The sequence below is a fragment of the Lysobacter sp. Hz25 genome, assembly GCF_046097045.1.
Lineage (GTDB): Bacteria > Pseudomonadota > Gammaproteobacteria > Xanthomonadales > Xanthomonadaceae > Lysobacter > Lysobacter antibioticus_B.
Window position 1 is genome coordinate 3,826,387 of record NZ_CP175666.1, and the last position, 23,544, is coordinate 3,849,930.

Sequence of the window (23,544 nt, forward strand, 5' to 3'; positions counted from 1 at the left end):
TCACCTCAGTGATGATGCAAACCGGCCACCGGGTCCAGGCGCGCCGCGCGCGCCGCCGGCCATACCCCGGTCGACAGACCGACCAGCAGCGCGGTGACCACCCCGAACAGACAACCCGACCAGGAAACGGTCGGCTCGCCGAAATAGCTGGAACCGGAGGTGATCGCCAGCGCCGCGGCGGCGCCCAGGACCACGCCGAGCACGCCGCCGAAGCCGGTCAGGATCACCGCCTCCAGCAGGAATTCGAGGAAGACGTTGGCGCGCGAGGCGCCGATGGCGCGCTTGATCGCGATCTCGCGGCGGCGCGCGTTGACGCCGGACACCATGACGTTACCGATGCCCAACGCGGCCACCGCGAACACGACCGCCATCAACAGGAACAAGCCGGCGCGCACGCTGGCCAGGGTGTCGTCGAGATAGCCGCGCAGGCGCTGCGCAGTGACGACGATGAAGTCGTCCTCGCCGCCGACGACATGGCGCTGCTTGCGCAACTGCGTCGACAAACGCCGGCCGATGGCCTCGATGTCGTCGTCGCCGGAGAAACCGGCGTGGATCTCCAGATCGCTGAGGCTGCCGTCGGCGTCCATCGCCCGGACCAGGCCGATCGGCGCGACGACCAATCGCTCGGCGTCGAAACCGAGCGCGTTACCGGCGCCCTTGACCACACCGACCACGCGACAGGAGCGTGCGGCCAGGCTGAGATCGCGGCCGAGCACCGCGGCCGTGCCGCCGAGTTCTGCGGCCAGGCTGCGCCCGAGCAGGCATTGCCGGCCGCTGCCACGCCAGTCCTGCCGCGACGGCCAGGCGCCGGCGATCAGTTCGACCTCGCCGAGCCGGAAGTACTCGACGGTGGTGCCGTAGATCGCGGCCGAGCTCTTGCGCGCGCCCAGCGCGACCGGGTTGTTGAACGCGCCGTAGCGCAGCAGCGGCGCCACCGGCCGCCGGGCGAACGCAGCGGCAACCACGCGCAGGTCGCGCTCGGACAAACGGTTGGCGCGGCCGAGCACCAAGGATTCGTAAGACGGATCGGAGCGCACGATCAGCACCTGCCGCCCCATCGATTCGAACGAACGCACCAGGGTGCGCGACAGGCCCTCCGACAACGACGCCACCGAGACGATGCCGGCCACGCCCAAGGCCACGCTGAGCATCGCCACCGCAGTGCGCACCGGGAAGCTACGCAATTGGCGCAAGGCCGCATGGAAGGCTTCGCCGAGCACGAACCACGCGCCCGGCGCCGCTTCCACGGCCGATGCGGCAACGCGTTGCGGCGCGCGCACCGAACTCGTGTCAGCAGGGCGCGTGGTCGCGTTCATTCGGCGCGCAACACCCGCTTCGGGTCTTTGCGCGCGGCCTGCCACGCCGGCGCCAGCGAAAACACCAGCACCAGCGCGGTGGTCGCCAGCGCGACCAGCGCGCAGGCCTGCCCGCTCAACACCGGCGCGGAGTCCAGGCGCAACACGCCCTGGAGCAAACCGGCGGCGATGCGCCCCAGCACCAGTCCCAACGGAATCGACACCAGGCACAGCAGCAAGGCCTCGCACAGGAACAACGCGGCGATGTCGGCGCGGGTCGCGCCGATCGCGCGGCGCAGGCCGATCTCGCCGGAGCGCTCGTCGGCGCTGAGGAACATCATGTTCATCACGCCCAGGGCCGCGACCAGCGAGGCCAGCAGCGAGATCCACGCCACCGTGCGGCCTTGGTTCTCGGTGGCCGCGCGCGCGCCCTGCAACAACGCCTGCTTGGCTTCGATGCGGAAGTCGTCGGCATCGTAACGGCCGCCATATTTGCGCAGCAGCAGCGCCTGCAGCTTCGCGCGCAAGGTCTCGATGTCGACGCCGGGCGCGGCCTTGACCACCAGCCGGCCGCCGTCGTCGCCGGGCCGGACCAGGGCGCTGGCGCCGGTCAGGGGCAGGAACACGGCATCGTCGTTGGAGACGAACTTGCCCGGCTCGTCGGTTGCCGCGAGCACGCCGCCGACCGCATACCACTGCCCGCCGATGCGCAGGAACTTGCCCAACGGCGCTTGCCCGGGAAACAAGCGAGCGGCGATGCGCACGCCCAGCACGCAACGCTTCGCCGAGGCGCCGCGCCCGCTCAGCGCCTGGCCCTGCCCGACCGCGACCCGGTCGATGGCGAAGTAATCCTCGCTCACCGCCAACACCTGGGCGACCTGGCGCGTGCCCGCACCTTCGAGCAAGGTCGCCGCGCCCGATAACTCTTGCACCAGCGCCGCGCGCGCGATCCACTGCGGCATCCGCTGCATATCGTCGAGATCGCCGCGGCCGGGCACGAAGCCGCCGCTGGCGGTGGACTGGCCGCGGATCACCAGGGTGTCGTCGCCCAGGCTCTCGAAGCGGCGGCCGAGCACCTGCGCCATGCCGTCGGCGATGCTGACCACGGTCGAATACGCCATCACCGCCAACACGATGGCGCTCGCGCACAGCAGGGTCTGGCGCGGACTGCGCGCTAGCGAGCGTGCGGCGTCCCACAGGTTGGCCATCCAGCGGCGCATGCCGGTCGTGCTCAGGCGGCCGCGGACGCGGCGGCGTCGATCACCTGGCCGTCGCAGACCCGGATCGTGCGTTGGCAGCGTTCGGCGACTTGCGGCGCATGCGTCACCACGATCAGGGTACGGCCCTTGGCATGGATGCGCGCGAACACCTCCAGCACCTCGTCGGAAGTCTTCGAGTCGAGGTTTCCGGTCGGCTCGTCGGCCAGGATGATCTCGGGCTCGCCGACGATGGCGCGGGCGATCGCCACGCGCTGGCGTTCGCCGCCGGACAATTCGTCGGGGCGGTGCGCGCCGCGATGAGCCATGCCGACTTCTTCCAGCGCGGCCAGAGCGCGGCGCCCGGCGGCAGCGCGCGCCTCGCCGCGATAACGCAGCGGCAGCATCACGTTCTCCAGCGCCGAGCAATTGCCGAGCAGATGAAAACTCTGGAACACGAAGCCGATGGTGCGATTGCGAAAGCCCGACAGGGCCGCGTCGTCCTGGCGCTGCACCGGCGCGCCGTGGATACGGATCTCGCCGGCATCCGGCGTGTCGAGAAAACCGATGATGTTCAACAAGGTCGACTTGCCCGAACCCGAGGCGCCCATCACCGCGACGTACTCGTGTTGGGCCACGTGCAGGTCGACCCCGCGCAACACCGGCACTTCGGTCGCACCGAGGCGGTAGCTCTTGCGGATGCCGCTGAGCTCAACCGCGTTCATACGAGATCACCCGCACCCGGGTGCCCGGTTTCAAGGACGGTTGGCCGCTTGCCGGCACCACGACCAGGTCGTCGGCATCGAGGCCGCCGCGGATTTCCTGGTGAGTCTCGTTGACGTCGCCCAGGCGCACGCGGCGCAGGCTGGCGATGCCGTCGCGCACCACCAGGACCGCGCCGCTCGCGCCCTGCCCGGCTTCGGTGCCCAACTCGGCCGGGTCGTCGCGCAGGGCGGCGATCGGCACGGTCAACACCGGCGCGGCCTTGCGGCTGGGGAACTCGACCCGGCAGGTCATGCCGGTACGCAGGCTGGCGCGGCGGGTGTTGCGGATCTCGATCAGCACTTCGTAGTTCGCCGCACCGGCTGCCGGCGCGCCGCTGCCGGTGGTCGAACGCGCCGGCGCCATCGACACCGAGCGCACCGTGCCGGGCAAGGGCGTCTCGTCGAAAGCCGGCACCACCACGTTGGCGACGGCGCCGGGGCGGATCTTCCAGACGTCGTACTCGCCGAGCTTGGCGGTGGCCACCAGCACGCTGGTGTCGGCGATGCGCGCCACGGTCGAGCCGCTGAAGCTCAGCGCGCTCGGCACCGCGGTTTCGCCGGCGGAGACATCGATCGACAACACGGTACCGTCGATCGGCGAGCGCAGGATGGATTTGTGCAGGCTGTCCTGCACCTCGTCGACCAAGGCACGCTGGTTCTGGATGCGCGCATGGCCTTCGCGATAGGCCGCATCGGCCTGGCGGTACGCCGCCTCGGCCTCGTCCAGGCCTTCCTCGCTGACCAGTTGCTGCTTGCGCAACGCGGTGAACCTGCGCAACTTGGCCGCGGCCAGTTCGCGGCTCGCGCGCTTGACCTCGAGCGAAGCCATCTCGCCGTCGCGCCCGGCCTCGCGCTGGGCCAACTGCGCCTGGTACTGCTGCGAACGCAGCTTCATCAACGGCTGCCCGCGCTTGACCTCGTCGCCCTGGCGCACGTAGATCTCCTCGACCGCGCCCAGCACTTCCGAGGTCATCGCCAACTCGTTGCGATACGACAAGGTGCCGTCGGCGAAGATCGTGGTCGGCAAGGCGTCCAGCGCCGGCTTGACCACCGCCACCGGCGCCACCGAGGCGACCGTGTTGCGCACCATCAACAAACCGACCGCCAGCACCCCCATCGACACCGCGCCGACAGCAAGTGCGAGGCGTCGCGGGCGCCACTCACGCATAGACGGGACGTTCATGACGCGATCCTCCTTGCGCGATCCGGCCGAGGTCGTGGACGCGATCGCCCGGCTGGATCCACTGGGTGCGGTGGGTGACGATGATCTTCATGCCCGGCCACTGCCGCAGATGGCGCAGGATCGCGCCTTCGGTGGCGGCGTCGATGTCGCTGGTGAATTCGTCCAGCAGCATGATCGGTGCGTGGCTGTACAGCAGGCGTGCCAGGGCGATGCGCTGGCACTGGCCCGATGACAGGCTCTGCCCGACCGCGACCACCGGCGTGCGGTAGGCCAACGGCCAGGCGAGGATCTCGTCGTGGATACAGGCCGCGCGCGCGCAGCGTTCGATGCGCTCGACATCGGCCTGCGGATCGAACATGGCGATGTTCTCGGCGACGGTGCCGGCGAACAAGGCCGGATGCTGGTTGAGATAGGCCACCGAAGCCGCGGCGGCCCCGGTTCCGCCGCCGCGCTCGCCGTGGATGCGCACCTGGATGCTGCCGGCATCGGGCAACAGCAGTCCGCCGATCAGTTTCAACAAGGTGCTCTTGCCGCAGCCCGAAGGGCCGACGATGACGTTGAGGCCACGGTCGTCGAAATTCGCCGACACGTCCTCCAGCACCGGCGTGCCGGTGCCGAGATAGGAAAAGCCGACGCCGCTGACCGCGACCTGGCTCGGCCCAGCCCACGGCGGCGCCTGCGCATCGGCGACGGGCGCGGCGTCGTCCAGGCTCATCAGGCCCTGGATCGACTCGATGCGGTCGGCGTTGATCCGCACCACCACCAGTTGCATGAAGAACATCTGGATCGCGCGCACCGACGGCCCGGTCCAGCCCAACAGGAAATAGCAATAGAACGCGGTCTGGTCGGACAGATCGATGCTCGGAAACGCGACGAACAGCAGCAACAAGGCCGCGATCGGCACGACCTTGTCCTGATAGGCGTACAAAGCCTCGAACACGGCGTTGAGCTTGCCGCGCGCTTCCAACCACTTCTGGTGTTCGCCGAAACGGTCCATCAGGCGGTCGGCGAATACCTGCTCCTTGCGGTTGACCTTGACGTCGACCGCCATGGTCAAGGTTTCGGCCAGGGTGCTGTAGTAGCCGGAATACGCCAGCACCTCGCCGCCGGTGAGGCGCAGCAGGCGCTTCCAGCACAGGATCAACACCGCCGTCGACAGCAGGGTCAGGGCGAGGAACAGCAAGGCCACCGGCGCGCTCTGGAAGGCCAGCACCGCCAGGGTCGCCATGAGCACCCCGGAGTCGAGAATCAGCCCGGTGATACGCGCCGACAGGAAATCGCGCACGCCCGACACCGAGTTGACGCGCGCGATCAGGTCGCCGGCCGGCAACAGCGAGAAGATCCGCAGCGGCAGCTTCAACAAGCGGTCGACGAACCGGGCGATCAGCGATCTGTCCAAACGCAACTGGATCAACAACGACACTCGCGCGCGCATCCAGTGCGCGACCACGAAGGCGAGCGACAACACCAGCAAGCCCATGCCGAGGCCGGTCGCGCTGCCGCTGCCGCCGTAGGCCAGGAAGGTCACCGCCCGGCTCAGCAGCCAGGGGAAAGAAATGGTCGTGGCGACGGTCAGCGCGATCACGCTGAGCAGGAACAGCCACAGCGACCAGTTCTCGCCCAGGAATTCTTTGAACAGCTGTCCCAGCGGCGAGATCGAGACCTGCGAGCGCGCGGTTTCGTCGCGTTCGGCGCAGATGAATACGCCGCTCCACATCGCCTCGAATTCGGCGTGGGCCATGCGGCTCTCGCCGCTGGCCGGGTCCAGCACCGCCACAGTCTTGTCGTCGACCGCGCCGACCACGACGAAATGCTCGTGCCGCAGATGCACGATGGCCGGCAAGGCGGCGTGCCGCAGTGCCTGCACGGTGCCGTCGGTGGCCCGCAGCGCCTTGGGTTTGACCTCGCACATGCGCAACACGTCGAGCATTTCCTTGGCCGACATGCCGCGCTGGCTGACCGGATAACGCGCCGCCAGCGCCAGCATCGGCATGCGCAAGCCCAGGCCCGACAGCAGCATCGAGATGCAGGCGTGGCCGCAATCGGCGGCCGAGGTCTGGCTGACGAACTTGGTTTTCGTGGTACCGCGCCGCGATGGCTTGTTCACGCGCTGTCCGTCCAGGCAAGACGCCCCGAGATTGGGAAGCAGCGGACCTTGCAAGCGGATTCCGGCAACGCACGGGCAAGCATCGGCAGCACGCGCCCGCCGGCATACGCGACGCGCGTGTTCGCGCCCCGTCCGACGATGCGTGCACTACCCGACGCACGACGCCTGAAGCACCGCTGCGGGATTCGCTGTAAGGGCCGTACTTGAAAGGAGCCGCCCGTTACCGCCAGGCGGCTCCGGTTAACGGATCAGCAGTGGCCGACACATACCGAGTGGCCGTTGGAACAGCCGCACTCGCCAGTGAACGAACAGAGCCAGCCGCAACCGCACACCACGGGTTTGCCACCGAACAAGGCTTCGAGATTGTCGTCCGAGAGTTCCTCGGCGAACGGCACGGCAGTCGTACTTGGATCCTGGACGAGATCGTGTTGCTGCAACATGGGGAAGTCCTCAGATTTGACCACCAGCGATGCGCTGAGTGGGTCGATGCCCCCTGACTTTCGACGTTGCACTTGTTATCACGATGCATCGTGCGGTTCCGTGGTCCGCGTCAAGATTCGTTTCGCATCGAAGCGACGTCGTTAATGCAGCTTGCACCGCGCGCATGGCGATGGTTTTTCGATATGCGAAAATCTGCGTAAAGACAAGCCAAATCGTGAACTCGCAACGATTCCGCGCGAATCGCCGAATCGGTCGTCGACTGATTCCGGACATCATCCCAAACACGGCCATTCGTTGCCGCATGATCGTATGTCGTTCCATCCGCAGTTGAATACTTGGCCGTTTGGAAGAGAGCACAGCCAACCCATCTCATGCAGATTCAGCGACCATCGATGTGTCGAACAGCGGAATCGGCGCCTCATCGCAAAGCACGCTGTCATATCAGCGAAGATGGGATGAATGCTTGCGTTTGCGAGCCACCGGCTTGCGCCTCCATGAACGCCGGAGCGCTCTGCGCCCTGGCCGCGGAGGCCTCAAAGTCATGTGGCGGTGAAGGCCTCAGTACTCGGCTCCGCCGAAGTAAAGCGGAGCCCGCCTTCGCGGGAACGACGGTGGCATCTCTCGCAGCGCGAGAGAATCGACGGGCCCCATCCGATCCTCACACCCTCCACAGTCCCCTCGCCTCCTCGGCGATGACGTCGGGGTATTCTTCCGGGAAGAACAGCTTCGCCCCAGGCACGCGGCGCACGCCGCGCGAGTTCGGAAACACGCGGTCGAGATACTCGGCGTCGCTCTGGGCGAAGATATCGTCGGCCGCACCCCAGACCACACGCAGCGGCACCGTGCTGCGCCTGAGCCCGGCTTCGATGCCGGCCAAGGGATTCGGCTCGAAGGCGGCATGGAAAGCGTTGTACTGGGCCCGGCGCAGCGGCGTGCTCAGCAAGGGCGCGATGTAGTACTCGATGGTCTCGTCGGCGAAGCCGGCGGGGTCGCGAAACACCGCCGCGCCGAAGGTCGAACGCGCCAGCGACTTGTCGGTCAGCCACTGCGCGGTCATCTCGTCGAGGGTGCCGGCGCGCGCCATCTCGACGATCGGCTTGACCTTGGCCGGCGGGCTGTCGGGTTCGACGTCGCAGTTGGTCAACAGCAGGCTGCGTACGCGCCCGGGATGGCGCAACAGGAACAACTGCGCGACCGAGCCGCCGCTGTCGCTGGCGACGATGTCGACCGCGCCGATCGCAAGCGAGTCGAGCAAGGACGCCAGCATCTCGGCCTGGGCATCGGCGGCCAGGGACTGGTGCTCGGGAATCTGCGAATACCCCAACCCCATGAAGTCGGGGGCGAGGCAGCGCCGATACGGCGAAAGCCGGTCGATGGCGCCGCGCCACTGGTAGCCGTTGAGCGGCGCTCCGTGCAGGAACAAAGCCGCCTCGCCGGAGCCGCGCTCGACATAGGCGATCCGGCCGAAGCCGAGCTGGGCGTAGCGCCTCGCCGCGGCGAACGCGGCGACGCCGGTGGCCGGCATCGCGGCGTCGGCCTTGTCGCGTCGAGCGGGCACCAACGGCGCGCAGGCCCCGGCCAGGCCAGCGGCGGCCGCAGCCGCGGTCATCGCCATGAACTGTCTACGTTTCATTACAAAGTCTCCGTGCGACGGATGTCGTTGCGCCATGCTGGCGACGCGGCCGCGGGCGCGCGCGCACATACGGCCGGCGCGCAGCACGAAGGGATGATTTTCGGCACTGTTGCGCGGCCGGGGCGCGTATGAGCATCGGCCCATGAGCGACCGCCCCTCCTGCTATCCCGGCCCTTCGGCCGCGCTGCTCGCCAGTGCCGGCCCGGGCCGCGCGCCGCTGCTCGACGTGCTCAGCAAACCGGTGCCGTCGGGCCTGTTCGATTCGCCGCTGGATACCCGCCACGTGCTGTGCCTGCACGAAGGCCATCCGGTGCCGGTGTCGTATCGCGTCCAGGGCCACGAGCGCCAGGGCGTGCGCATCCACGGCCAGTTCTGCGTGGTGCCGGCCGGGTCGAGCACGCGCTGGATCGTGTCGAAACCGGCGCGTTCGCTGCTGTTGCGGCTGACGCCGTCGCTGCTGCGCGAAAGCGCAGATGCGATGGGTTTGGGCGCGTACGATGCCGACCTCGCGCCGTCGATCCATATCCGCGACCCGCAGGTCGAACGCATCGGCTGGATGATGCAGGCCGAAGACAACGACGCGTATCCGGGCGGCCGCCTGTTCACCGACAGTCTCGCCTCCGCGCTCGCGGCGCGCTTGCTGGCGCTGCAATCGCGCAAGACGCTGACAGCGGCCAAGCCCGGACGCGCCCTGCCCGCCTGGCGCCTGCGTCACGTGGTCGAGTACATCGAGGCGCACCTCGACGAGGATCTGACCCTGGCCGAGCTGGCGAGCGTGGCCGGCTTCAGCCTGTCCCACTTCAAACCGCTGTTCAAACAGGCGGTCGGCATGCCGGTGCACCGTTTCGTGCTGGAGCGGCGCGTCGAGCGCGCGCGCACGCTGTTGCTGCAAGGCGGCAAGAGCATGAGCGAGATCGCGCTGGAAGCCGGCTTCGCCCATCCCAGCCATATGGCCCGTTGCCTGCGGCGCTTGCTCGGTGTCGGCCCCAGACAGATCGCGGACTCGCTGCACTGAGTGGACGCGCGAGTATCGCGGGCACACCCTGCAGCCTTGTCCGGAACGCGAATACAAACAAAAACAGCCCCGGCCAAAGCCGGGGCTGTTCGCTTTCATTGACTAACGATGGTTGAACATCGCTCAGAACTTGATGCTCCAGCTTTCGAGCGTACCGGTGTCGCTGGCGTAATTGTCGCGCACGCGCAGCTTCCAGGTGCCGTTCAAGTCCTCGGTCGACAGATTCAGCGCCTGCGAGAGCCTGACGTCGTCGGCGCTGTCGCTGGTGTTGTAGTTCTTCACCAGATAAGTCGTACCGTCCGGCGCGACCAGGTCGATGCGCAGGTCGCCGCGGTAGCTGTGGTCGATCGCCACCGTCACCGTCGCATTGCTCGGCGCCTTGCCGACGCGGCCGGCGACCATGACCGGGCTTTCCAGCGTGGCGACGTCCTTGATCGCGAAATCGGTGTCGTTGCTGTAGGTCTGCACGCCGGCAGGCGCGGCCACCGTGACCGAAGCGGTCTTGGTGTGGGTGGCGCCGGCGTTGTCGGTGACGGTCAGGCTGACGTTGTAGGTACCGGCCGCGGCGTAGGTGCGACTGGGGTTGGTGGCGGTCGACAGCGCGCTGCCGTCGCCGAAGTTCCAGCTGCGCGAGACGATGTTGCCGTCGTTGTCGGTCGAGGCATCGGTGAAGGTCACCGTCAAACCGTTGACCTGGCTGTTGAAGTTCGCCGCCGGGGCGAGATTGCCGCCGGCTGCGCCGCCGATACGGATCGCCCCGGCGACGGCGGCGTTGGCGTCGACCAGGCCGGCACCGCAACCGCCGGGGCAAGCGGCCAGCGCAATCGCGCGGCTGGAATCCTTCAAGGCCTGTTCCACCTGCGCCGGGGTCAGCGGGGCGGCGACGGCCGACTGCATCAGGGCTGCGATGCCGGCCACATGCGGGGCCGCCATCGAGGTGCCGCTCATCCAGGTGTAGGTTGCGCCGCCCTGAACCGTCAGGCCAAGGTTGCCGAGCGAGAGGACCGCCTGCTCATTGTGGGTCCGCACGCACGTTCCCGACGGGTTGGCGCCAAGTGCAAGAAAACGCGGGAGCGGGCTGCAGTTTTCGCCGCCCGGCGCGGAGACGTCGATCGTCCCGCCGTAGTTGGAGTAGAACGCGCGGTCGCCGTTGCGGTCGGTCGCCGCGACCGCGATCACGCGGTTGCAATTGGCCGGGGTGAATCCGGACACGTCGATGTTGCTGTTGCCGGCCGCGACGACGACCGTGGCGCCGGCGTCAGCGGCCCTGTTGATCGCAGCTTGATAGGCCGGATCGCATTGCGCAGCCGGGCCACCCAAGCTCAGGTTGATGATCTCAGCGGGATTCGGGTTGTCCGGCACGCCATCGACATGCAGGCCCGCGGCCCACACGATGGCATCGGAGATGTCCACGGTGGTGCCGCCGCATCGGCCGAGCGCGCGGATCGGGACCACGCGTGCGCCGTGCGCGACGCCGGCCACGCCGGCGGCGTTGTTGGTCGCCGCGCCGATGGTGCCGGCGACGTGACTGCCGTGCCAGCTGGAGTTCTTCGCTTTCGACAGCGCATTGCACTCGCGATCGACCGTCAGCCAGTCCCCCTCGTCGTTCGGGTTATTGTCGCGACCGTCGTTGTCGCGCGACATCCACGGATCGGTGATGAAGTCGTAACCGGGCAGCAGGTTGTTGGCGGCATTGAGTTCCGCCTGCGGGGTGATGCCGGTATCGATCACCGCGACCACGGTGCCGGCGCCGGTGGCGCGGTCCCAGGCGGTATTGATGCGCGCACCGGCAACGCCGGAGTAGTGCCATTGCTCGCCGTAACGCGCGTCGTTGGGCTCCATCGTGTGGTTCCACAGGCGGTTGACCTGCACCGATTCGACGTTCGGGTCGGCGGCCAGTTGCCGCATCAGCGCCTCGGCGTCGACCCGATCGAGCTTGCCGTCGGCGCGCACCAGGTCGGAACCGATCGCCATGCGGCGCACGTGCTTCATGGCGATCAGCCGGCCGGCGATCTTGGCGCGCACGGTCTCGCGCAGGGAGGTCGCCACCTTGGCGCTGTCGCGGCGCTGTAGCGAGCCGTTGCGATACTTGACGATGAAGCCGTCGTAGCCTTGCGGCGCCTGCAGGCCGTCCAGGTTGACCTGGCCGGCGAAGGCCGGGGCGGCTATTACGGACAGCGCCAACACCGTGGCGGTGGCCAGGACATTCTTGCGAATGCCGTTGTTCGATGCAGTGGACATCTGGAACCCCTCTGAGCTATCGGAATGTCGGGTCTTGAACGGACCCGCTGACTGTCCGGCCTTCGTCGGCGTGGACGCCATGCGACCGGTGTCTCAGATGTAGTGCGATCGAATACCCACCGGCTTCTAAGGAGATATCTCTTTTTCCTCATTTGTCGCGCGGCGGTCGCTTTCTTCGAGTGAATGGCCCAGGGTCGCCGCGCGCAATCGCGCAACGGCCGGCGATCCAGGCTTGGGAAGCAGCGTGACTCGCGCAGGCGAGAGCAAATCCCCCCAGCCCCCCTTTGCAAAAGGGGGGAACGGCCGAGGCCAAGCGGACGTGGCCGTCGTCGTCGCGACGAGCCGGCCGCCCTCGTGATCGATCCCTGCCTGGTCGCTATCCGGGCTGCTCACTATCCCGGCTGCTCGGTATTCGGACTGGTCGCCGTCCACGCTGATCGCCATGCCGACGACAGGCCGATCGAAACAAAACAGCCCCGGCCGGGGCCGGGGCTGTTTCGTCTTTACGGACTACCGAAGATCAAACGTCGGTCAGAACTTGATGCTCCAGCTGTCGATCTTGCCGGTGTCGTTGACGTAGTTGTCGCGTGCGCGCAACTTCCAGGTGCCGTTCAAGGTCTCGGTCGACAGGTTCAGGGTCACCGTGCCGCGGATGTCGTCGGCGCTGTCGTAGGTGCTGTAGTTCTTCAGCAGATAGGTCGAGCCATCCGGCGCGACCAGGTCGACGCGCACGTCGCCGCGGAAGCTGTGCTCGATCGCTACCGTCACCACCGCATTGGTCGGCGCCTTGCCGGTGCGGCCGGACACCGTGATCGGGCTTTCGGTCGTGTTGAGGTCCGTGATCGCGTAATCGGCGGTGTTGCTGTAAGTCTGCACGCCACCGCCCGGCGCGGTCACCGTGACCGAGGCGGTCTTGGTGTGGGTGCCGCCGGCGTTGTCGGTGACGGTCAGGCTGACGTTGTAGGTGCCGGCCGCCGTGTAGGTGTGGCTGGGATTGGTGGCGGTCGAGGCCCCGGTGCCGTCGCCGAAGTTCCAGCTGCGCGAGGCGATGTTGCCGTCGCTGTCGGTCGAGCTGTCGGTGAAGGTCGCGGTCAGGCCGTTGACGGCGGAACTGAAGTTCGCGACCGGGTTGACGTTGCCGCCCACCCCGCCCTGCGCGGCCAATACCGCTGCCGCGGCATCGATCAGGCCGGGTCCGCAACCGCCGGGGCAGTTCGCCGCGGAGATCGGACGTGCGGTCTGGTTGAGGATGGCCTGTACCTGCGCGGCGGTCTTCGGCACCGGTGCCACGGCCTGCATCAGTGCGATCACGCCGGCCACGTGCGGGGTCGCCATCGAGGTGCCCTGGTAGAACGCGTAGCCGTTGCCGCCGACCGTCGACAGCACGCCGTTCTGGTCGTGCTGGCGCACGCACTTGCCCTGTGGGCTTTCGCGCAACGCCAGGAATTCGTTCTGAGGCGAGCAGGTTTCGCCGCCTGGTGCGGTGATGTCGATGCTGGCGCCGTAGCTCGAATAGAACGCGCGGCGGCCGTTATTGTCGCTCGCGGCTACGCTGATCACGCCGGCGCAGCTCGCCGGGGTCGCACCGGCGACGTCGATGTTGCTGTTGCCGGCGGCCGCGACCACGATCGAGCCGTTAGCGACGGCCGTATCGATCGCGGCCTGGTAAGCCGGGGTATCGGAGCACGGACGGTCGCCGCCGAGCGAGAGGTTGATGACCTCGGCCGGATTGGCGTTGGCCGGCAAACCGTCGACCGCGCCGCCGGAGGCCCAAACGATGGCGTCGGCGATGTCGGAGGTGGCGCCGAGGCCGTCCTTGCCGAGCGCGCGCACCGGTACCACGCGGGCGCCGTAAGCCACGCCGGCGACACCGGCGTTGTTGTTGGTCACCGCGGCGATGGTGCCGGCGACGTGGGTGCCGTGCTGGTTGTTCGAGGAGTCGGTGGCGTCGGCGTCGCGGCCGTTGCCGTCGTCGGAACGGCCGCAGCCCGCGGTTGCGCCGACCGTGGCGCACTCGGCGGCGCTGTAGCCCACCGCCGTGGTCACCATGTCGTAGCCCGGCAGGATATTGGCGCTGAGGTCGGTGTGGGCGAGGATGCCGCTGTCGACCACGGCCACGACCACGCCCTGGCCGGTGGTGGTGTTCCAGGCGGTCGAGACGTTGGCGCCGGCGGCGCTGGTGGCGTAGTGCCACTGTTCGTTGTAGCGGCTGTCGTTGGGCGTGGCCAAGGCACGCACCAGCAGATCGGGCTCGACCGACAGCACGTTCGGGTCGGCGGCGAGCTGGCGCATCAGCGCCTCGGCATCGACGCGGTCGAGCTTACGGTCGGCGCGAACCACGTCGGAGCCCAGCGCCATGCGGCGGAAATGCTTCAGGCGCAACGCCTTGAGGTCGGCACGGGCGGCCTGGATGCGGCTGGCGGCCTGGCTCAGCGAGGAATCGCGTGCGGTGGCGCTGGTACGCGGCGCACTGCCGTCGCGGTAGCGGACGATGAACTGCCCGTACTCGCCGCCGTCTTTCAGACCGCCGAGATGAACCTGGCCGGCGAAAGCCGGAGCGGCCAGTGCGGACAGCGCCAACACCGTGGCGGTGGCCAATACGTTCTTGCGAATGCCGTTATTCGATACAGTGGACATCTAAAGAATCCCCTCTGAGCTATCGGAATATCGAGTCCTGGGACGGACTCGCTGAATCCGGTCTTCGTCGGTGGCGGACGCTGCGAGACCGGTGTCTCAGGTGTAGTGCGCTCAGATGCCCTTTGACCTCTGACGAGAGATCACTTTTTTCTCATTTGTGCTCTGAAACGGTAGTACTGTCACATTAATAGGGTAGCGCTCCCTCGCGGAGACGCCTGCCCCCAGCGATAGGCATGCGGCAGGATGTTGCGGCCTGGCGATCGACCGCCAGCATCGACTTCGTAAAGCGGCTGAGGCTACCGATGACAGACACGCGCACGCCGCCCTGGCCCCCCGATTCGCGCTACCTGCGAACCGGCGACCTCGTGATCGACCTGCGCTACCGCCGGGTCTGTTGCGACAGGGTCGAGGTCGAGCTGCCGCAGCGTCTGTTCGACTTGCTGGTGCTGCTGATGGCCGAGCCGCACACCCTGCACGGCCGCGCCGAGCTGTTCGCTCGCCTGTGGCCGGGCCTGGTGGTCGAAGACGCCAACCTCTCCCAGAACATGTGGCTGCTGCGCAAGGCGCTCGGCGAGCCGCGCAAGGCCTGGATCCGCACGGTCGCCAAGGGCGGTTACGTATTCGAACCTCCCGAGCCGGTCGAATGGTTCGCCGAACTGCCGGCGCCGGCCGAACCTGCAGCGGCTGTCGCAGCGTCGGCCGATACCGGCGCCATCGACCAACTGGCCGGCGCCCTCGAGGCAAGACTGGCCGAGGAAGCGAGCGCACCGGCGACCACCGCCGCGATCGAACCAGAACCCACGCCGGAACCCGCAGTACGCCGAAGTACGTCGGCGGCGCCACGCTGGAAGCGCTGGGCGCGTCCGCTCGCCTGGGCCGCCGCGGTACTGGCCATCGTCGCCATCGCCGGCTCGCTGCTGTGGTTGCGCGATCCCAAGTCCGCCGCCACACCCGCTGCCACGCGCCCCTTGACCGTGGCCCTGATCGAAGTGGAAGACCGCGCCAATGCCGCGCGCTGGCCGGTGAAGCTGTTGCGCGAATGGTTACGCTGGAAACTGGGCAGCCTGCCGGAAGTGACGCTGCTGACCGAGGCCGACCTCGCCGCCGATGGCGAGACGAGCTCGCCGAAGGTGGTCTTTCTGTCGTCCGGCGCCGCCAGCGGCGATGCCTCGCAAATACTCATCAGGGCCCGCTTCCACGACCAGGGCCGGGAACAGCGCCTTGAGGTCACCGGACCGATCTCGCAGGTGCCGGCGATGGTCGACACGCTATCGCAGCAGGTGATGGCCAAGCTCGTCCCGGACCGCACCGATCACTGGCCGGCACTGAACCTGGCCGCGCCGGCCGCGCGCCGCTACGCCGATGCGGTCGAAGCCATCGATCGGCGCGACTGGATCGCCGCGGCGGCGATCTCCAACGAAGTCGTCCGCCAGGCCCCCCGCTTCGGTCTGGCGCGAATGCAGCTGGCGCGCGCGCAATCGCGCCTGGCCCAGGCCACCGCCGCTATCGAGCAGATGCAGATCACCATCGAATCGACCAAGCCGGTGCCGGCCGAAGTCGAGGAATCGATGCGCGCCGAAGCCCTGGCGATGGACCCGCGGCGCCATCAGCAGGCGCGCGAGGCGTTCGCGAAACTGGTCGCGCGTTATCCCGCGCAATCGAACTACGCCCTTCAATACGCCCATTTGCTGTCGCAGACCGGCGAGCTGCAGCAGGCCTTGAAGATGCTGTCGGCGCCCGAATGGGAACGCAAGCCGATGGGTACGCGCATCGCCCGCCTGCTGCAGATCAGCGAAATCCACCAGCTGATGGGCGACCCCGAGCGCATGCGCGAATACGCGCGCAGCGCCGAACGCATCACCCGCGAGGCCGGCGCCGGTTGGGAACTGGAACACGGCAACGCCCTGCTGATGATGGCGGTGGCCGACACCATGCAATACAAGGAGCGCGCCGACGTCGGCCAGTACGAGCAGGCGGCCCAGCGATTGGAAGCGGCCGGCAACCGCACCCGGGCGCTGTTCGCGCGCTTCCTCGCCGAAGCCACCGCCGCGCCGGACGCGGCCTCCGCCGCGCGCATGCAGACCTTGTTGGCACAGGCCCGCGCAGGCGGCTACCGCCGTCTCGAGATCGACATCCTCGCGCGCGCCGCCGGCCAGCACTACAAGGCGGGCGACTGGCCCGGTTATCGCAAGCTGCTCGAAGAAGCCTTGATGGTCACCCACGATTCCGGCGACGTGCTGATCGGCAACCGGCTCGCGATGGCCCTGCTCGTCGAGGACATCGTCGGCGCCCGCTTCGACAGCGCCGCCGAGCGCTTGCGCCAGTTGCGCAAGGCCGGCCTGCAGGGCCGCTGGGTGGTCGATCTGGCGCATTTCGAAGCGGCGCTGAGCTCGATCCACGGCCGCTACGCCTATGCCGTCGCGGTGCTGGACGGCGCCGAGCGCGAGTTGGCCAAACTGCCGGACGGCGGCGCCGGCGAATTGCGCGCCCGCATCGCTTGCCTGCGCGCCGAGGCCCGCCTGCCGCTGGGCGATCTGCAGGCGGCGCGCAGCGACTGGTTGCGTTGCGGCGCCTCCGAGCAGCAATCCAACCAGGTCTCGCCCCTGGTCGGCCGTGCCCGCACCGAATGGCTCGGTGGAGACGAGCAAGCCGCAACAGAACTGCTGCGACATGCGCAAACCGAGCTGGCGAAGCTGGGCGATTCGCCCGAAGGCTCGGAAGCGGCGATCGAGATCGCCACGCTGTTGGCGCGTACCGGCGCCCTCGCCGAATCCGATCGTCTCTACCAACGCGCCCTGCCCTTGATGCGCACGGCGCAATACCAGTGGTTGGTCGCCAGCGCCGAGACCGGTCTGGCCGAGAACGCCGCCGCACGCGGCGATTGGGCCGCCAGCCGCCGCTTGGTCGCCGATGCGCGCAGCAAGATACCCGCCGATGCCTGGCCCTTGACCAGCCGCCTGGACTTGCTCGACATCGTCGCCGCCTTGGCCGGCGACGATAAGCAACGCGCGACGGCCTTGGCCTCGGCGCTGCACGCGAAAGCGCAACGCAGCGGCGACCGCGTGACCCAGATGGAATTGCACAGCCTGATGCCGCACGGCGTGGTGGCCGCCGACTGCAGCCGCAACCATCGCGACAGCATGACCGCCAGCACCGGCATGCGCGGTGCGGGTCTGCTGTGGCTGAAGCCGAAATCGCAAGTGCTGGCGGCGGAACCGGCGCTGGAAACGCTGTCGCCTTGACCTTCAAAGCCTTCGCCGACAACGGCCAAAGCAAATCCCCCGGCGCAGCTGCTCTATCCCGGCTTCCCCATACGTGGGCGCCTGCCCCCTTTGCCAAAGGGGGCGAAAAAGCGTACGCCTCCAAAATTTGGTTCGCACAGTGCAACGACGCCGGGGCCGCCCCTGCCGTTGGAGAGGGGCGAGCCGGTTCGCTGGAGGCCACGATGCTGCCGTCGCCCCCATTTGGAAAATGGGGGGATGGGAGGATGGCTCCTCGCAGCAACGGCCGAAGCAATCCCCCGGTGTAACCGCTCTCCCCCAGCCGCCGTTCACGCGAGCGTCTGCCCACTTCTTCAACCCGGTCACGGCGACCGCGATCTTGCGTGCTGCTAGGTGCTGCTATGTCGTACGGCGCCCTGGAACGAACAGCCTCAAGCCGGAATGCCTTCGCGCTTGATTGCCGGAATCGGAATGCCGAGCGCGCGCATCTGCTGGTAGGGGTTCATGAACTCGCGGTTCTGCTTGATCTTTCCGTTCTCCAGCAGGAAGGAATGGATGAAGTGGTTGCTGTAATAACCCGGCGGATAACCGGGGAACAGGATCTGCCCTTCGCCGTCGCACTCGACCCAGAAGCGGTTCGGGTCCTGGGTCTCGAAGATCTGCACGTTCTTCCATTCCCAATCCGGGAAGCACTTCAGCGACCAGGCGCCGTGCGCCTTCAGGCCTTCGTGGCCGCGCGAAACGATGGGCTCGCCGGTGTCGTTGGTCCACAGGCCGCCGCTACCGTCGGGCGTGAACAACAGATAGCGGGTCAGCCGCGTCTCGCCCTTGCGGCTCATATAGTCCTCGACCACCGCCCGATGCCTGCGACGCAGATCGTCGTCGCTGCTGGCCTCGGAAGTCTTGAATGCATGTTCAATCATGATGCCGTCCTCTGTGTATGGCATGAGTCGATCGGTACAAACTGCTTGCCGGCCGGATGCCGCCCGGCCTCAGACTTTCCAGCGCGTAAGTTCGCCGCGCGCGACGACCGTCGCGCTGCCGGAGACGCGGATCGGCCCGATCTGCGCCAGCGAGCCTTCGACCACCGCGTGCATGACCGAGCGGCGGCCCATCTCGACGCCCTGGCAAATCTCGATCGGCTGGCCGAAACCGAGTTGGCCGTGACGGATCAGATGCAAGGCCAGCGGCCCCGCTGCCGAACCGGTCGCGGCGTCCTCGGCTACGCCGTAAGCCGGCGAGAACATGCGCATGCGCCATTGCGAGCCCGAGCCGGCGAAGCAGTTCGCGGCCATGTCCGGCAGGGTCGCCAGGATGCGCAAGTCGGGTTTCACCGCCGACAGCGCCGGGATGCTCGGCAAACCGACGAAGACATGGCGCGGCCCGTTGCGGTAGATCTCCACCGGCAAGGTCGACGACGCCAGGCCGAGGCCTTCGAGCAATACATCGGCGAGTTCGTACGGTTCCCAGGCCGGAATCGGCTGCTGCATGCTCGCAGTGAGGATGCTGCCGTCGTCGCTGCGCTGGAAGGTGAAAGGCACCGTGCCCATCGCGGTTTCCAGGCCGAACCCGGCCGCATCGCACTGCTCGCCGAGCACGATGGCGGTACCGAGCGTCGGGTGACCGGCGAACGGAAGTTCGTTGACCGGGGTGAAGATGCGCACGTGGAAATCGCCGTCGGCGCCGGGCGGGAACACGAACGTGGTCTCGGAGAGATTCATCTCCCGCGCGATGCGTTGCATGTCCGCCGCTTCCAGGCCGAACGCGTTGGTGAACACCGCGACCGGGTTGCCTTCCAGCGGCCGGTCGGTGAATACATCGGCCACTACATACTTGCCTGCCGTCATGATCAGCACATCCTTATGGTTGAAGCCTGCGATGGGTCCAGCCCGACGGCGCGGCGTCGTAGCGCAAACGGCTGTGCAGCCGGTCGTCGGAGGCCTGCCAGAACTCGACGATGGTCGGACGCAGGGCGTAGCCGTGCCAGCCCTCCGGCCGCACCAGCGGAATCGCCGAGCGGGTCAGGCGCTGGGCCTGCAGACGCAGCGCCTTCTCGTCTTCCAGCAAGGCGCTCTGGCGCGACACGGTCGACATGGAATTGGCCTCGGGCGGCCGCTTGCTCCACAGCAAGTCCGACTCGGCGCCCGACAGCGGCCCGATCGGGCCGGACAACACGATCTGCTGCTTGGTCTCGCGCCAATACAACACGCCCGAGGCCCAGCCGTTGAAGGCGATTTCGCGGCCTTTCTGGCTTTTCGCATGGGTGGTGAACACCAGCGAATCGCCGGTGATCTCGAGCAGATGGACCATGCGGTTGGAGGCGCGGCCGTCGATGCCGGTGGTCGCCAGGGCCAAGGTGCCGGGATCGCGCACACGATTGTCGATGGCCTGGTTGAACCATTCGCGCAGCAGCGGGATCGGTAGCTCGGGTGGAACATCGAAGATGGAAATCTCCATCGCCTCGGCTTGCGTGTGGTTGAGTTGACTCATGTCGGTTCGTCCGTTGAATGGGGGCTTGCGTGTTCGCATCGACGCTCGCATCGCTGATCGGTCTGCCGATGGCCGTCGATGCCCGCGCCGAACGCCAGGCGCGGCGATTGCTCGTTTTATTGCCGGCGCGGCCGGTGCGCTTGGAGCCGGCTCCGATACGCCGGCGCCGGCTCCGATACGCCCGGCGCCGGTTCCGGCGCAGCCGGGCACGCGTACCGGTCCGTCGCCTGCACCGACGAACCCTGCGCGCCGCCCGGCTGCGCCGGTGGCCGAACGCTCGGCCATGCGCTTTGAAGCGATGCTTCAGGCGTGCTCTTCCTCCAGCGCGTCGCCGACCAGCCACGGGCCGGCGCGGCCGTTCTCGATCAATACCTCCATGTCGAAGGTCGTGCGCATGCTCGGCGGATAACCGATCAACTCGGTCGCGCGGTTCGGCGGCAGCGGCTGGCTCATCGCGTCGCTCGACTCCCACACCACCACCGCGCCCCACAGGTTGTTGGCCGGGTCGGAAATCCAGAACTTGGAATGCATGCCGCGCACGTCTTCCCAGGGCGCAACGCCCTCCTCCCTCAGGTAGTCGCGCATCGACTCTATGGTCTGGCTCGATTTGTCCAGGTTCCACCAACTGATCGTCGTTTTCATGTGGTCAACACTCTCTTTACGCTCGAAGCGATGATGTCCACGCCGCGGTGGGTCAGCAGCGACTCGGCATGGAACTGGATCGAGGCGAAGCTGGCGCCGCGCAGCGCGTGCACTTCGTTCGACTCGGCATCGCGGCTGACCTCGATCAGGCTGTGGTCGCCGCGGGCGAACTGGCTGCTGTCGCACTTGGCGACATAGGTGTTGTAGAAACCGACCAGCTCGGGGCTGCCGAAGAAATCGATCTCGCGCTGCACGCCCTGGTTCGGCGAAGCGCGCTGGATCAGCTCCAGGCCCAGCTCCAGGCACAGGATCTGGTGGCTCAGGCACACCGCCAGGAAGGATTTCTTCTCGGCGAGCAGGTGGCTCATCGCGCGGCGGATGCTGGCGATGCGCGGGTCGTCCATATTGCGCGGGTCGCCCGGGCCGGGGCCCATCACCGCCAGGTCCCAATCGCCCTTGAACAGCGCCGGTTCGTCGAAGCGGCACATGGTGACGTCCAGGCCGATCGATTTGAGCTGTTGCGCCAGCATCGCGGTGAACGCGTCCTCGGCATCCACCATCAACACCTTGCGCCCGCTCAACGCCGGGTCGATGCGGATGCGGTCGTCGGCATCGGACAACCAGAAGTCGGCGATGCCGCCGTTGCGTTGCTTCAGCGCCGCCTGCACGTCCGGGTCGAGCCCGAAGCTGGACTTGCGGCCGTGACCGAGCGCGGCCAGCAAGGCCTTGGCCTTGGCGCGGGTTTCCGCGGCTTCCGAGGCCGGGTCGGAATGGCGCACGATGGTCGCGCCGACGCCGATGCGCATGCGCCCGCCGGCATCGATGTCGGCGGTGCGGATCAGGATCGCCGAGTCCATCATCGCCTGGCCGTTCGCATCGCGGCCGATCAACGCAGCCACGCCGCCGTAGTAACCGCGGCCTTCCGGCTCGTGGCGGGCGATGATCCGGCAGGCGTTCTCGATCGGGCTGCCGGTGACGGTGGGCGCGAGCAAGGTGTGGCGCAGGATGGTGCGCGGGTCGCTGGTCGTACGCCCTTCGATGAAATACTCGGTGTGGGCGAGCCGCGACATTTCCTTCAGATAAGGCCCGACCACCTTGCCGCCTTGCGGGCAGAAGTGGGCCATCATCTTCAGCTCCTCGTCGACCACCATGTACAGCTCGTCTTTCTCCTTGGCATCGGCGAGGAAACCCATCACCCCCGACAACGACGGCCCCGATGGCGGATAGCGGTAGGTGCCGCTGATCGGGTTCATCGTCGCCACGCCGTCGCGCAGGCTGACCTGGCGCTCCGGGCTGGCGCCGATGAAGGTGCGCTCGCCGGTGTGGACGATGAAAGTCCAGTAGGCGCCGACTTCCTCCTGCACCAGGCGGCGGAACGCAGCCAGCGCGACCCGCAGCGAATAGCCGCTGATGTCGGCGATGAAAGTCCGCTTGAGCACGAAGTTGGAGCCCTCGCCGCGGCCGATCTCGTCGGCGACGATCCGCCGCACCTTGTCGGCGTAGGCCTCGTCGTCGATGTCGAACTCGCCGCCGGCCAGCTCGATCGGCGCTGCGGCGATCGTCTTCAGGGCTTCTTCGACGGAAACGCGCTCACGCTGATGGATCGTCATGACTTGCAGACGCTGGCCATCGTCGACGGACGCGAAACCGCGCTCGCGCAATTGTCCGTAGGGAATCAGCACCAACACTTCCTCGCCGACGGTTCCCGCGTCGGCCAGCGGAATCGATTCGAGCGTATCGAACTGGCCCATCTCGCCGGCGAACACGTCCAGCATGTCCTGGACGTCCGACTGCGGACGGAACAGCAGCGCGAACGCGGCTTTGCCGGTATTACCCGCGACGATGTCGCGCAGCAATGGAGTAGTCATGCGGCCACCTGTTCCGAGGTCACCACGACGGCGCAGCAGCGCGCGGCGTACTCGAGCGCCATCAGGTGACGTTCCAGGGAGAAATCGGCGACGGCGTCGCCGACCACGAAGGTTTCGATATCGTTGGAAAAAGCTTCGACCGCGGTCATCAGCACGCCGATGTGGGCGTAGACGCCGCAGATGATCAGCTGGTCGCGGCCGGCCTCGCGCATGCGCTGGAGCAGGTCCGACTTCCAGAACGCGCTGTAGCGCCACTTGGTCAGCGACCAGTCGCCCTCGATCGGGCTGAGCTCGTCGACGACGTTGCGGTCGACCGGATCGACCTGCATGCCGCTGCCCCAGAAGTCCTTGAGCAGTCCGCGCTCTTCGGCGGTCATGCCGCCCGGCTGCGCGGTATAGGCCACCGGAATGCCGAGCGCCTGGCAGCGCCTGCGGATCGAAGCGGCATTCTTGACCAACACCGAGCCCAGCCCTTCGGACGGGATCGGACGCAGGAAATAACGTTGCATGTCGTGCACCAGCAGCACCGCGCGATCGGGATCGATCTTCCAGCTCGCGATGTTGGCGGGAAGCTGGGCGGAGGTCGGCATCGCATAAGGCTGGATCTTGGGAATACCGGTCATGGTTGCTTCCATCGTCTCGGGCGTAACGCCCTTCGTGGCGGTTGCCGCGGCGGAGCGAGCGCTGCCGCAGCTTGGGATTCGTAGCCCGCGCGCAGCCGCCGCCGACGGCGCGCGGGCGCGATACGCGAGGACACGGCGGTCGTTCGCGGCGTTCGGGTTGGGCAGCGCGTGCTAGCTGCTGCGATGGG

At 67.6% G+C, this 23,544-nt stretch carries 17 protein-coding genes; 2 read left to right on the forward strand and 15 right to left on the reverse strand.

Annotated features, from left to right (window positions below; genetic code table 11):
- Nucleotides 1-5: 5 nt before the first annotated feature.
- From ACKN61_RS15715 to ACKN61_RS15745, 7 genes are all read right to left on the reverse strand, one after another.
- Nucleotides 6-1,316 carry an ABC transporter permease gene (locus tag ACKN61_RS15715; RefSeq protein WP_408950324.1) on the reverse strand — a complete coding sequence of 437 codons (1,311 nt, stop codon included), beginning with the start codon at nucleotides 1,314-1,316 and terminating at the stop codon, nucleotides 6-8.
- Entirely contained in the window at nucleotides 1,313-2,515 is a 1,203-nt protein-coding gene (locus ACKN61_RS15720; RefSeq protein ID WP_408950325.1) for an ABC transporter permease, read from the reverse strand. Before ACKN61_RS15720 ends, ACKN61_RS15715 begins: the two co-directional genes overlap by 4 nt.
- 11 nt (nucleotides 2,516-2,526) lie before the next feature.
- On the reverse strand, nucleotides 2,527-3,216 hold the full coding sequence (locus ACKN61_RS15725; RefSeq protein WP_408950326.1) for an ABC transporter ATP-binding protein: 690 nt from the start codon (nucleotides 3,214-3,216) through the stop codon (nucleotides 2,527-2,529).
- Entirely contained in the window at nucleotides 3,203-4,438 is a 1,236-nt protein-coding gene (locus tag ACKN61_RS15730; protein WP_408950327.1) for an efflux RND transporter periplasmic adaptor subunit, read from the reverse strand. Before ACKN61_RS15730 ends, ACKN61_RS15725 begins: the two co-directional genes overlap by 14 nt.
- Complete coding sequence (locus ACKN61_RS15735) at nucleotides 4,416-6,545, reverse strand: peptidase domain-containing ABC transporter (protein ID WP_408950328.1); 2,130 nt, start codon at nucleotides 6,543-6,545, stop codon at nucleotides 4,416-4,418. The genes ACKN61_RS15730 and ACKN61_RS15735 overlap by 23 nt, the downstream gene beginning before the upstream one ends.
- Nucleotides 6,546-6,793: 248 nt before the next feature.
- Nucleotides 6,794-6,985, reverse strand: coding sequence for a hypothetical protein (locus ACKN61_RS15740; protein ID WP_408950329.1), 192 nt, complete (start codon nucleotides 6,983-6,985; stop codon nucleotides 6,794-6,796).
- A 659-nt stretch (nucleotides 6,986-7,644) separates the two neighbouring features.
- A complete protein-coding gene (locus tag ACKN61_RS15745) occupies nucleotides 7,645-8,619 on the reverse strand; it encodes an alpha/beta fold hydrolase (RefSeq protein ID WP_408950330.1) in 975 nt (324 codons plus the stop codon).
- 142 nt (nucleotides 8,620-8,761) lie between these two features.
- Here ACKN61_RS15745 and ACKN61_RS15750 point away from each other — a divergent pair, with 142 nt between their 5' ends.
- Entirely contained in the window at nucleotides 8,762-9,634 is an 873-nt protein-coding gene (locus ACKN61_RS15750) for a helix-turn-helix domain-containing protein (RefSeq protein WP_408950331.1), read from the forward strand.
- A 123-nt stretch (nucleotides 9,635-9,757) separates the two neighbouring features.
- On the opposite strand, the gene ACKN61_RS15755 is transcribed toward ACKN61_RS15750, so the two are convergent.
- Together ACKN61_RS15755 and ACKN61_RS15760 are read right to left on the reverse strand one after the other, a co-directional pair.
- Nucleotides 9,758-11,875: a S8 family serine peptidase gene (locus ACKN61_RS15755; RefSeq protein WP_408950332.1), complete on the reverse strand. Its 2,118-nt coding sequence runs from the start codon at nucleotides 11,873-11,875 to the stop codon at nucleotides 9,758-9,760.
- 531 nt (nucleotides 11,876-12,406) lie between these two features.
- On the reverse strand, nucleotides 12,407-14,512 hold the full coding sequence (locus ACKN61_RS15760; protein ID WP_408950333.1) for a S8 family serine peptidase: 2,106 nt from the start codon (nucleotides 14,510-14,512) through the stop codon (nucleotides 12,407-12,409).
- Between the two features lie 302 nt (nucleotides 14,513-14,814).
- Here ACKN61_RS15760 and ACKN61_RS15765 point away from each other — a divergent pair, with 302 nt between their 5' ends.
- Nucleotides 14,815-17,754: a winged helix-turn-helix domain-containing protein gene (locus ACKN61_RS15765; RefSeq protein WP_408950334.1), complete on the forward strand. Its 2,940-nt coding sequence runs from the start codon at nucleotides 14,815-14,817 to the stop codon at nucleotides 17,752-17,754.
- 410 nt (nucleotides 17,755-18,164) lie between these two features.
- Here ACKN61_RS15765 and ACKN61_RS15770 read toward each other — a convergent pair whose 3' ends face one another.
- The 6 genes from ACKN61_RS15770 to ACKN61_RS15795 all read right to left on the reverse strand — a co-directional run bounded on the left by ACKN61_RS15770 (nucleotide 18,165) and on the right by ACKN61_RS15795 (nucleotide 23,356).
- Nucleotides 18,165-18,656: a PhzA/PhzB family protein gene (locus tag ACKN61_RS15770; protein ID WP_031370577.1), complete on the reverse strand. Its 492-nt coding sequence runs from the start codon at nucleotides 18,654-18,656 to the stop codon at nucleotides 18,165-18,167.
- A 69-nt stretch (nucleotides 18,657-18,725) separates the two neighbouring features.
- Complete coding sequence (locus ACKN61_RS15775) at nucleotides 18,726-19,580, reverse strand: PhzF family phenazine biosynthesis protein (protein WP_031370578.1); 855 nt, start codon at nucleotides 19,578-19,580, stop codon at nucleotides 18,726-18,728.
- A 13-nt stretch (nucleotides 19,581-19,593) separates the two neighbouring features.
- Nucleotides 19,594-20,223: a pyridoxal 5'-phosphate synthase gene (locus ACKN61_RS15780; protein ID WP_408950335.1), complete on the reverse strand. Its 630-nt coding sequence runs from the start codon at nucleotides 20,221-20,223 to the stop codon at nucleotides 19,594-19,596.
- 303 nt (nucleotides 20,224-20,526) lie between these two features.
- Nucleotides 20,527-20,865 (reverse strand): hypothetical protein, encoded by a 339-nt coding sequence (locus tag ACKN61_RS15785; protein WP_036147925.1) that lies wholly within the window; start codon nucleotides 20,863-20,865, stop codon nucleotides 20,527-20,529.
- Nucleotides 20,862-22,733 carry an anthranilate synthase family protein gene (locus ACKN61_RS15790; protein WP_031370581.1) on the reverse strand — a complete coding sequence of 624 codons (1,872 nt, stop codon included), beginning with the start codon at nucleotides 22,731-22,733 and terminating at the stop codon, nucleotides 20,862-20,864. Before ACKN61_RS15790 ends, ACKN61_RS15785 begins: the two co-directional genes overlap by 4 nt.
- Nucleotides 22,730-23,356, reverse strand: a complete 627-nt coding sequence (locus tag ACKN61_RS15795; protein ID WP_408950336.1) for an isochorismatase family protein — start codon at nucleotides 23,354-23,356, stop codon at nucleotides 22,730-22,732. The genes ACKN61_RS15790 and ACKN61_RS15795 overlap by 4 nt, the downstream gene beginning before the upstream one ends.
- Between the last annotated feature and the right edge of the window lie 188 nt (nucleotides 23,357-23,544).

Bases quoted from the DNA above. Each gene is read 5' to 3' on its own strand.
- ACKN61_RS15750 (WP_408950331.1), top strand. From the start codon at position 8,762: ATGAGCGACCGCCCCTCCTGCTATCCCGGCCCTTCGGCCGCGCTGCTC.
- ACKN61_RS15795 (WP_408950336.1), bottom strand. From the start codon at position 23,356: ATGACCGGTATTCCCAAGATCCAGCCTTATGCGATGCCGACCTCCGCC.
- ACKN61_RS15715 (WP_408950324.1), bottom strand. From the start codon at position 1,316: ATGAACGCGACCACGCGCCCTGCTGACACGAGTTCGGTGCGCGCGCCG.
- ACKN61_RS15765 (WP_408950334.1), top strand. From the start codon at position 14,815: ATGACAGACACGCGCACGCCGCCCTGGCCCCCCGATTCGCGCTACCTG.
- ACKN61_RS15770 (WP_031370577.1), bottom strand. From the start codon at position 18,656: ATGATTGAACATGCATTCAAGACTTCCGAGGCCAGCAGCGACGACGAT.
- ACKN61_RS15755 (WP_408950332.1), bottom strand. From the start codon at position 11,875: ATGTCCACTGCATCGAACAACGGCATTCGCAAGAATGTCCTGGCCACC.
- ACKN61_RS15725 (WP_408950326.1), bottom strand. From the start codon at position 3,216: ATGAACGCGGTTGAGCTCAGCGGCATCCGCAAGAGCTACCGCCTCGGT.
- ACKN61_RS15760 (WP_408950333.1), bottom strand. From the start codon at position 14,512: ATGTCCACTGTATCGAATAACGGCATTCGCAAGAACGTATTGGCCACC.
- ACKN61_RS15730 (WP_408950327.1), bottom strand. From the start codon at position 4,438: ATGAACGTCCCGTCTATGCGTGAGTGGCGCCCGCGACGCCTCGCACTT.
- ACKN61_RS15790 (WP_031370581.1), bottom strand. From the start codon at position 22,733: ATGACTACTCCATTGCTGCGCGACATCGTCGCGGGTAATACCGGCAAA.
- ACKN61_RS15745 (WP_408950330.1), bottom strand. From the start codon at position 8,619: ATGAAACGTAGACAGTTCATGGCGATGACCGCGGCTGCGGCCGCCGCT.
- ACKN61_RS15720 (WP_408950325.1), bottom strand. From the start codon at position 2,515: ATGCGCCGCTGGATGGCCAACCTGTGGGACGCCGCACGCTCGCTAGCG.
- ACKN61_RS15785 (WP_036147925.1), bottom strand. From the start codon at position 20,865: ATGAAAACGACGATCAGTTGGTGGAACCTGGACAAATCGAGCCAGACC.
- ACKN61_RS15780 (WP_408950335.1), bottom strand. From the start codon at position 20,223: ATGAGTCAACTCAACCACACGCAAGCCGAGGCGATGGAGATTTCCATC.
- ACKN61_RS15775 (WP_031370578.1), bottom strand. From the start codon at position 19,580: ATGACGGCAGGCAAGTATGTAGTGGCCGATGTATTCACCGACCGGCCG.
- ACKN61_RS15740 (WP_408950329.1), bottom strand. From the start codon at position 6,985: ATGTTGCAGCAACACGATCTCGTCCAGGATCCAAGTACGACTGCCGTG.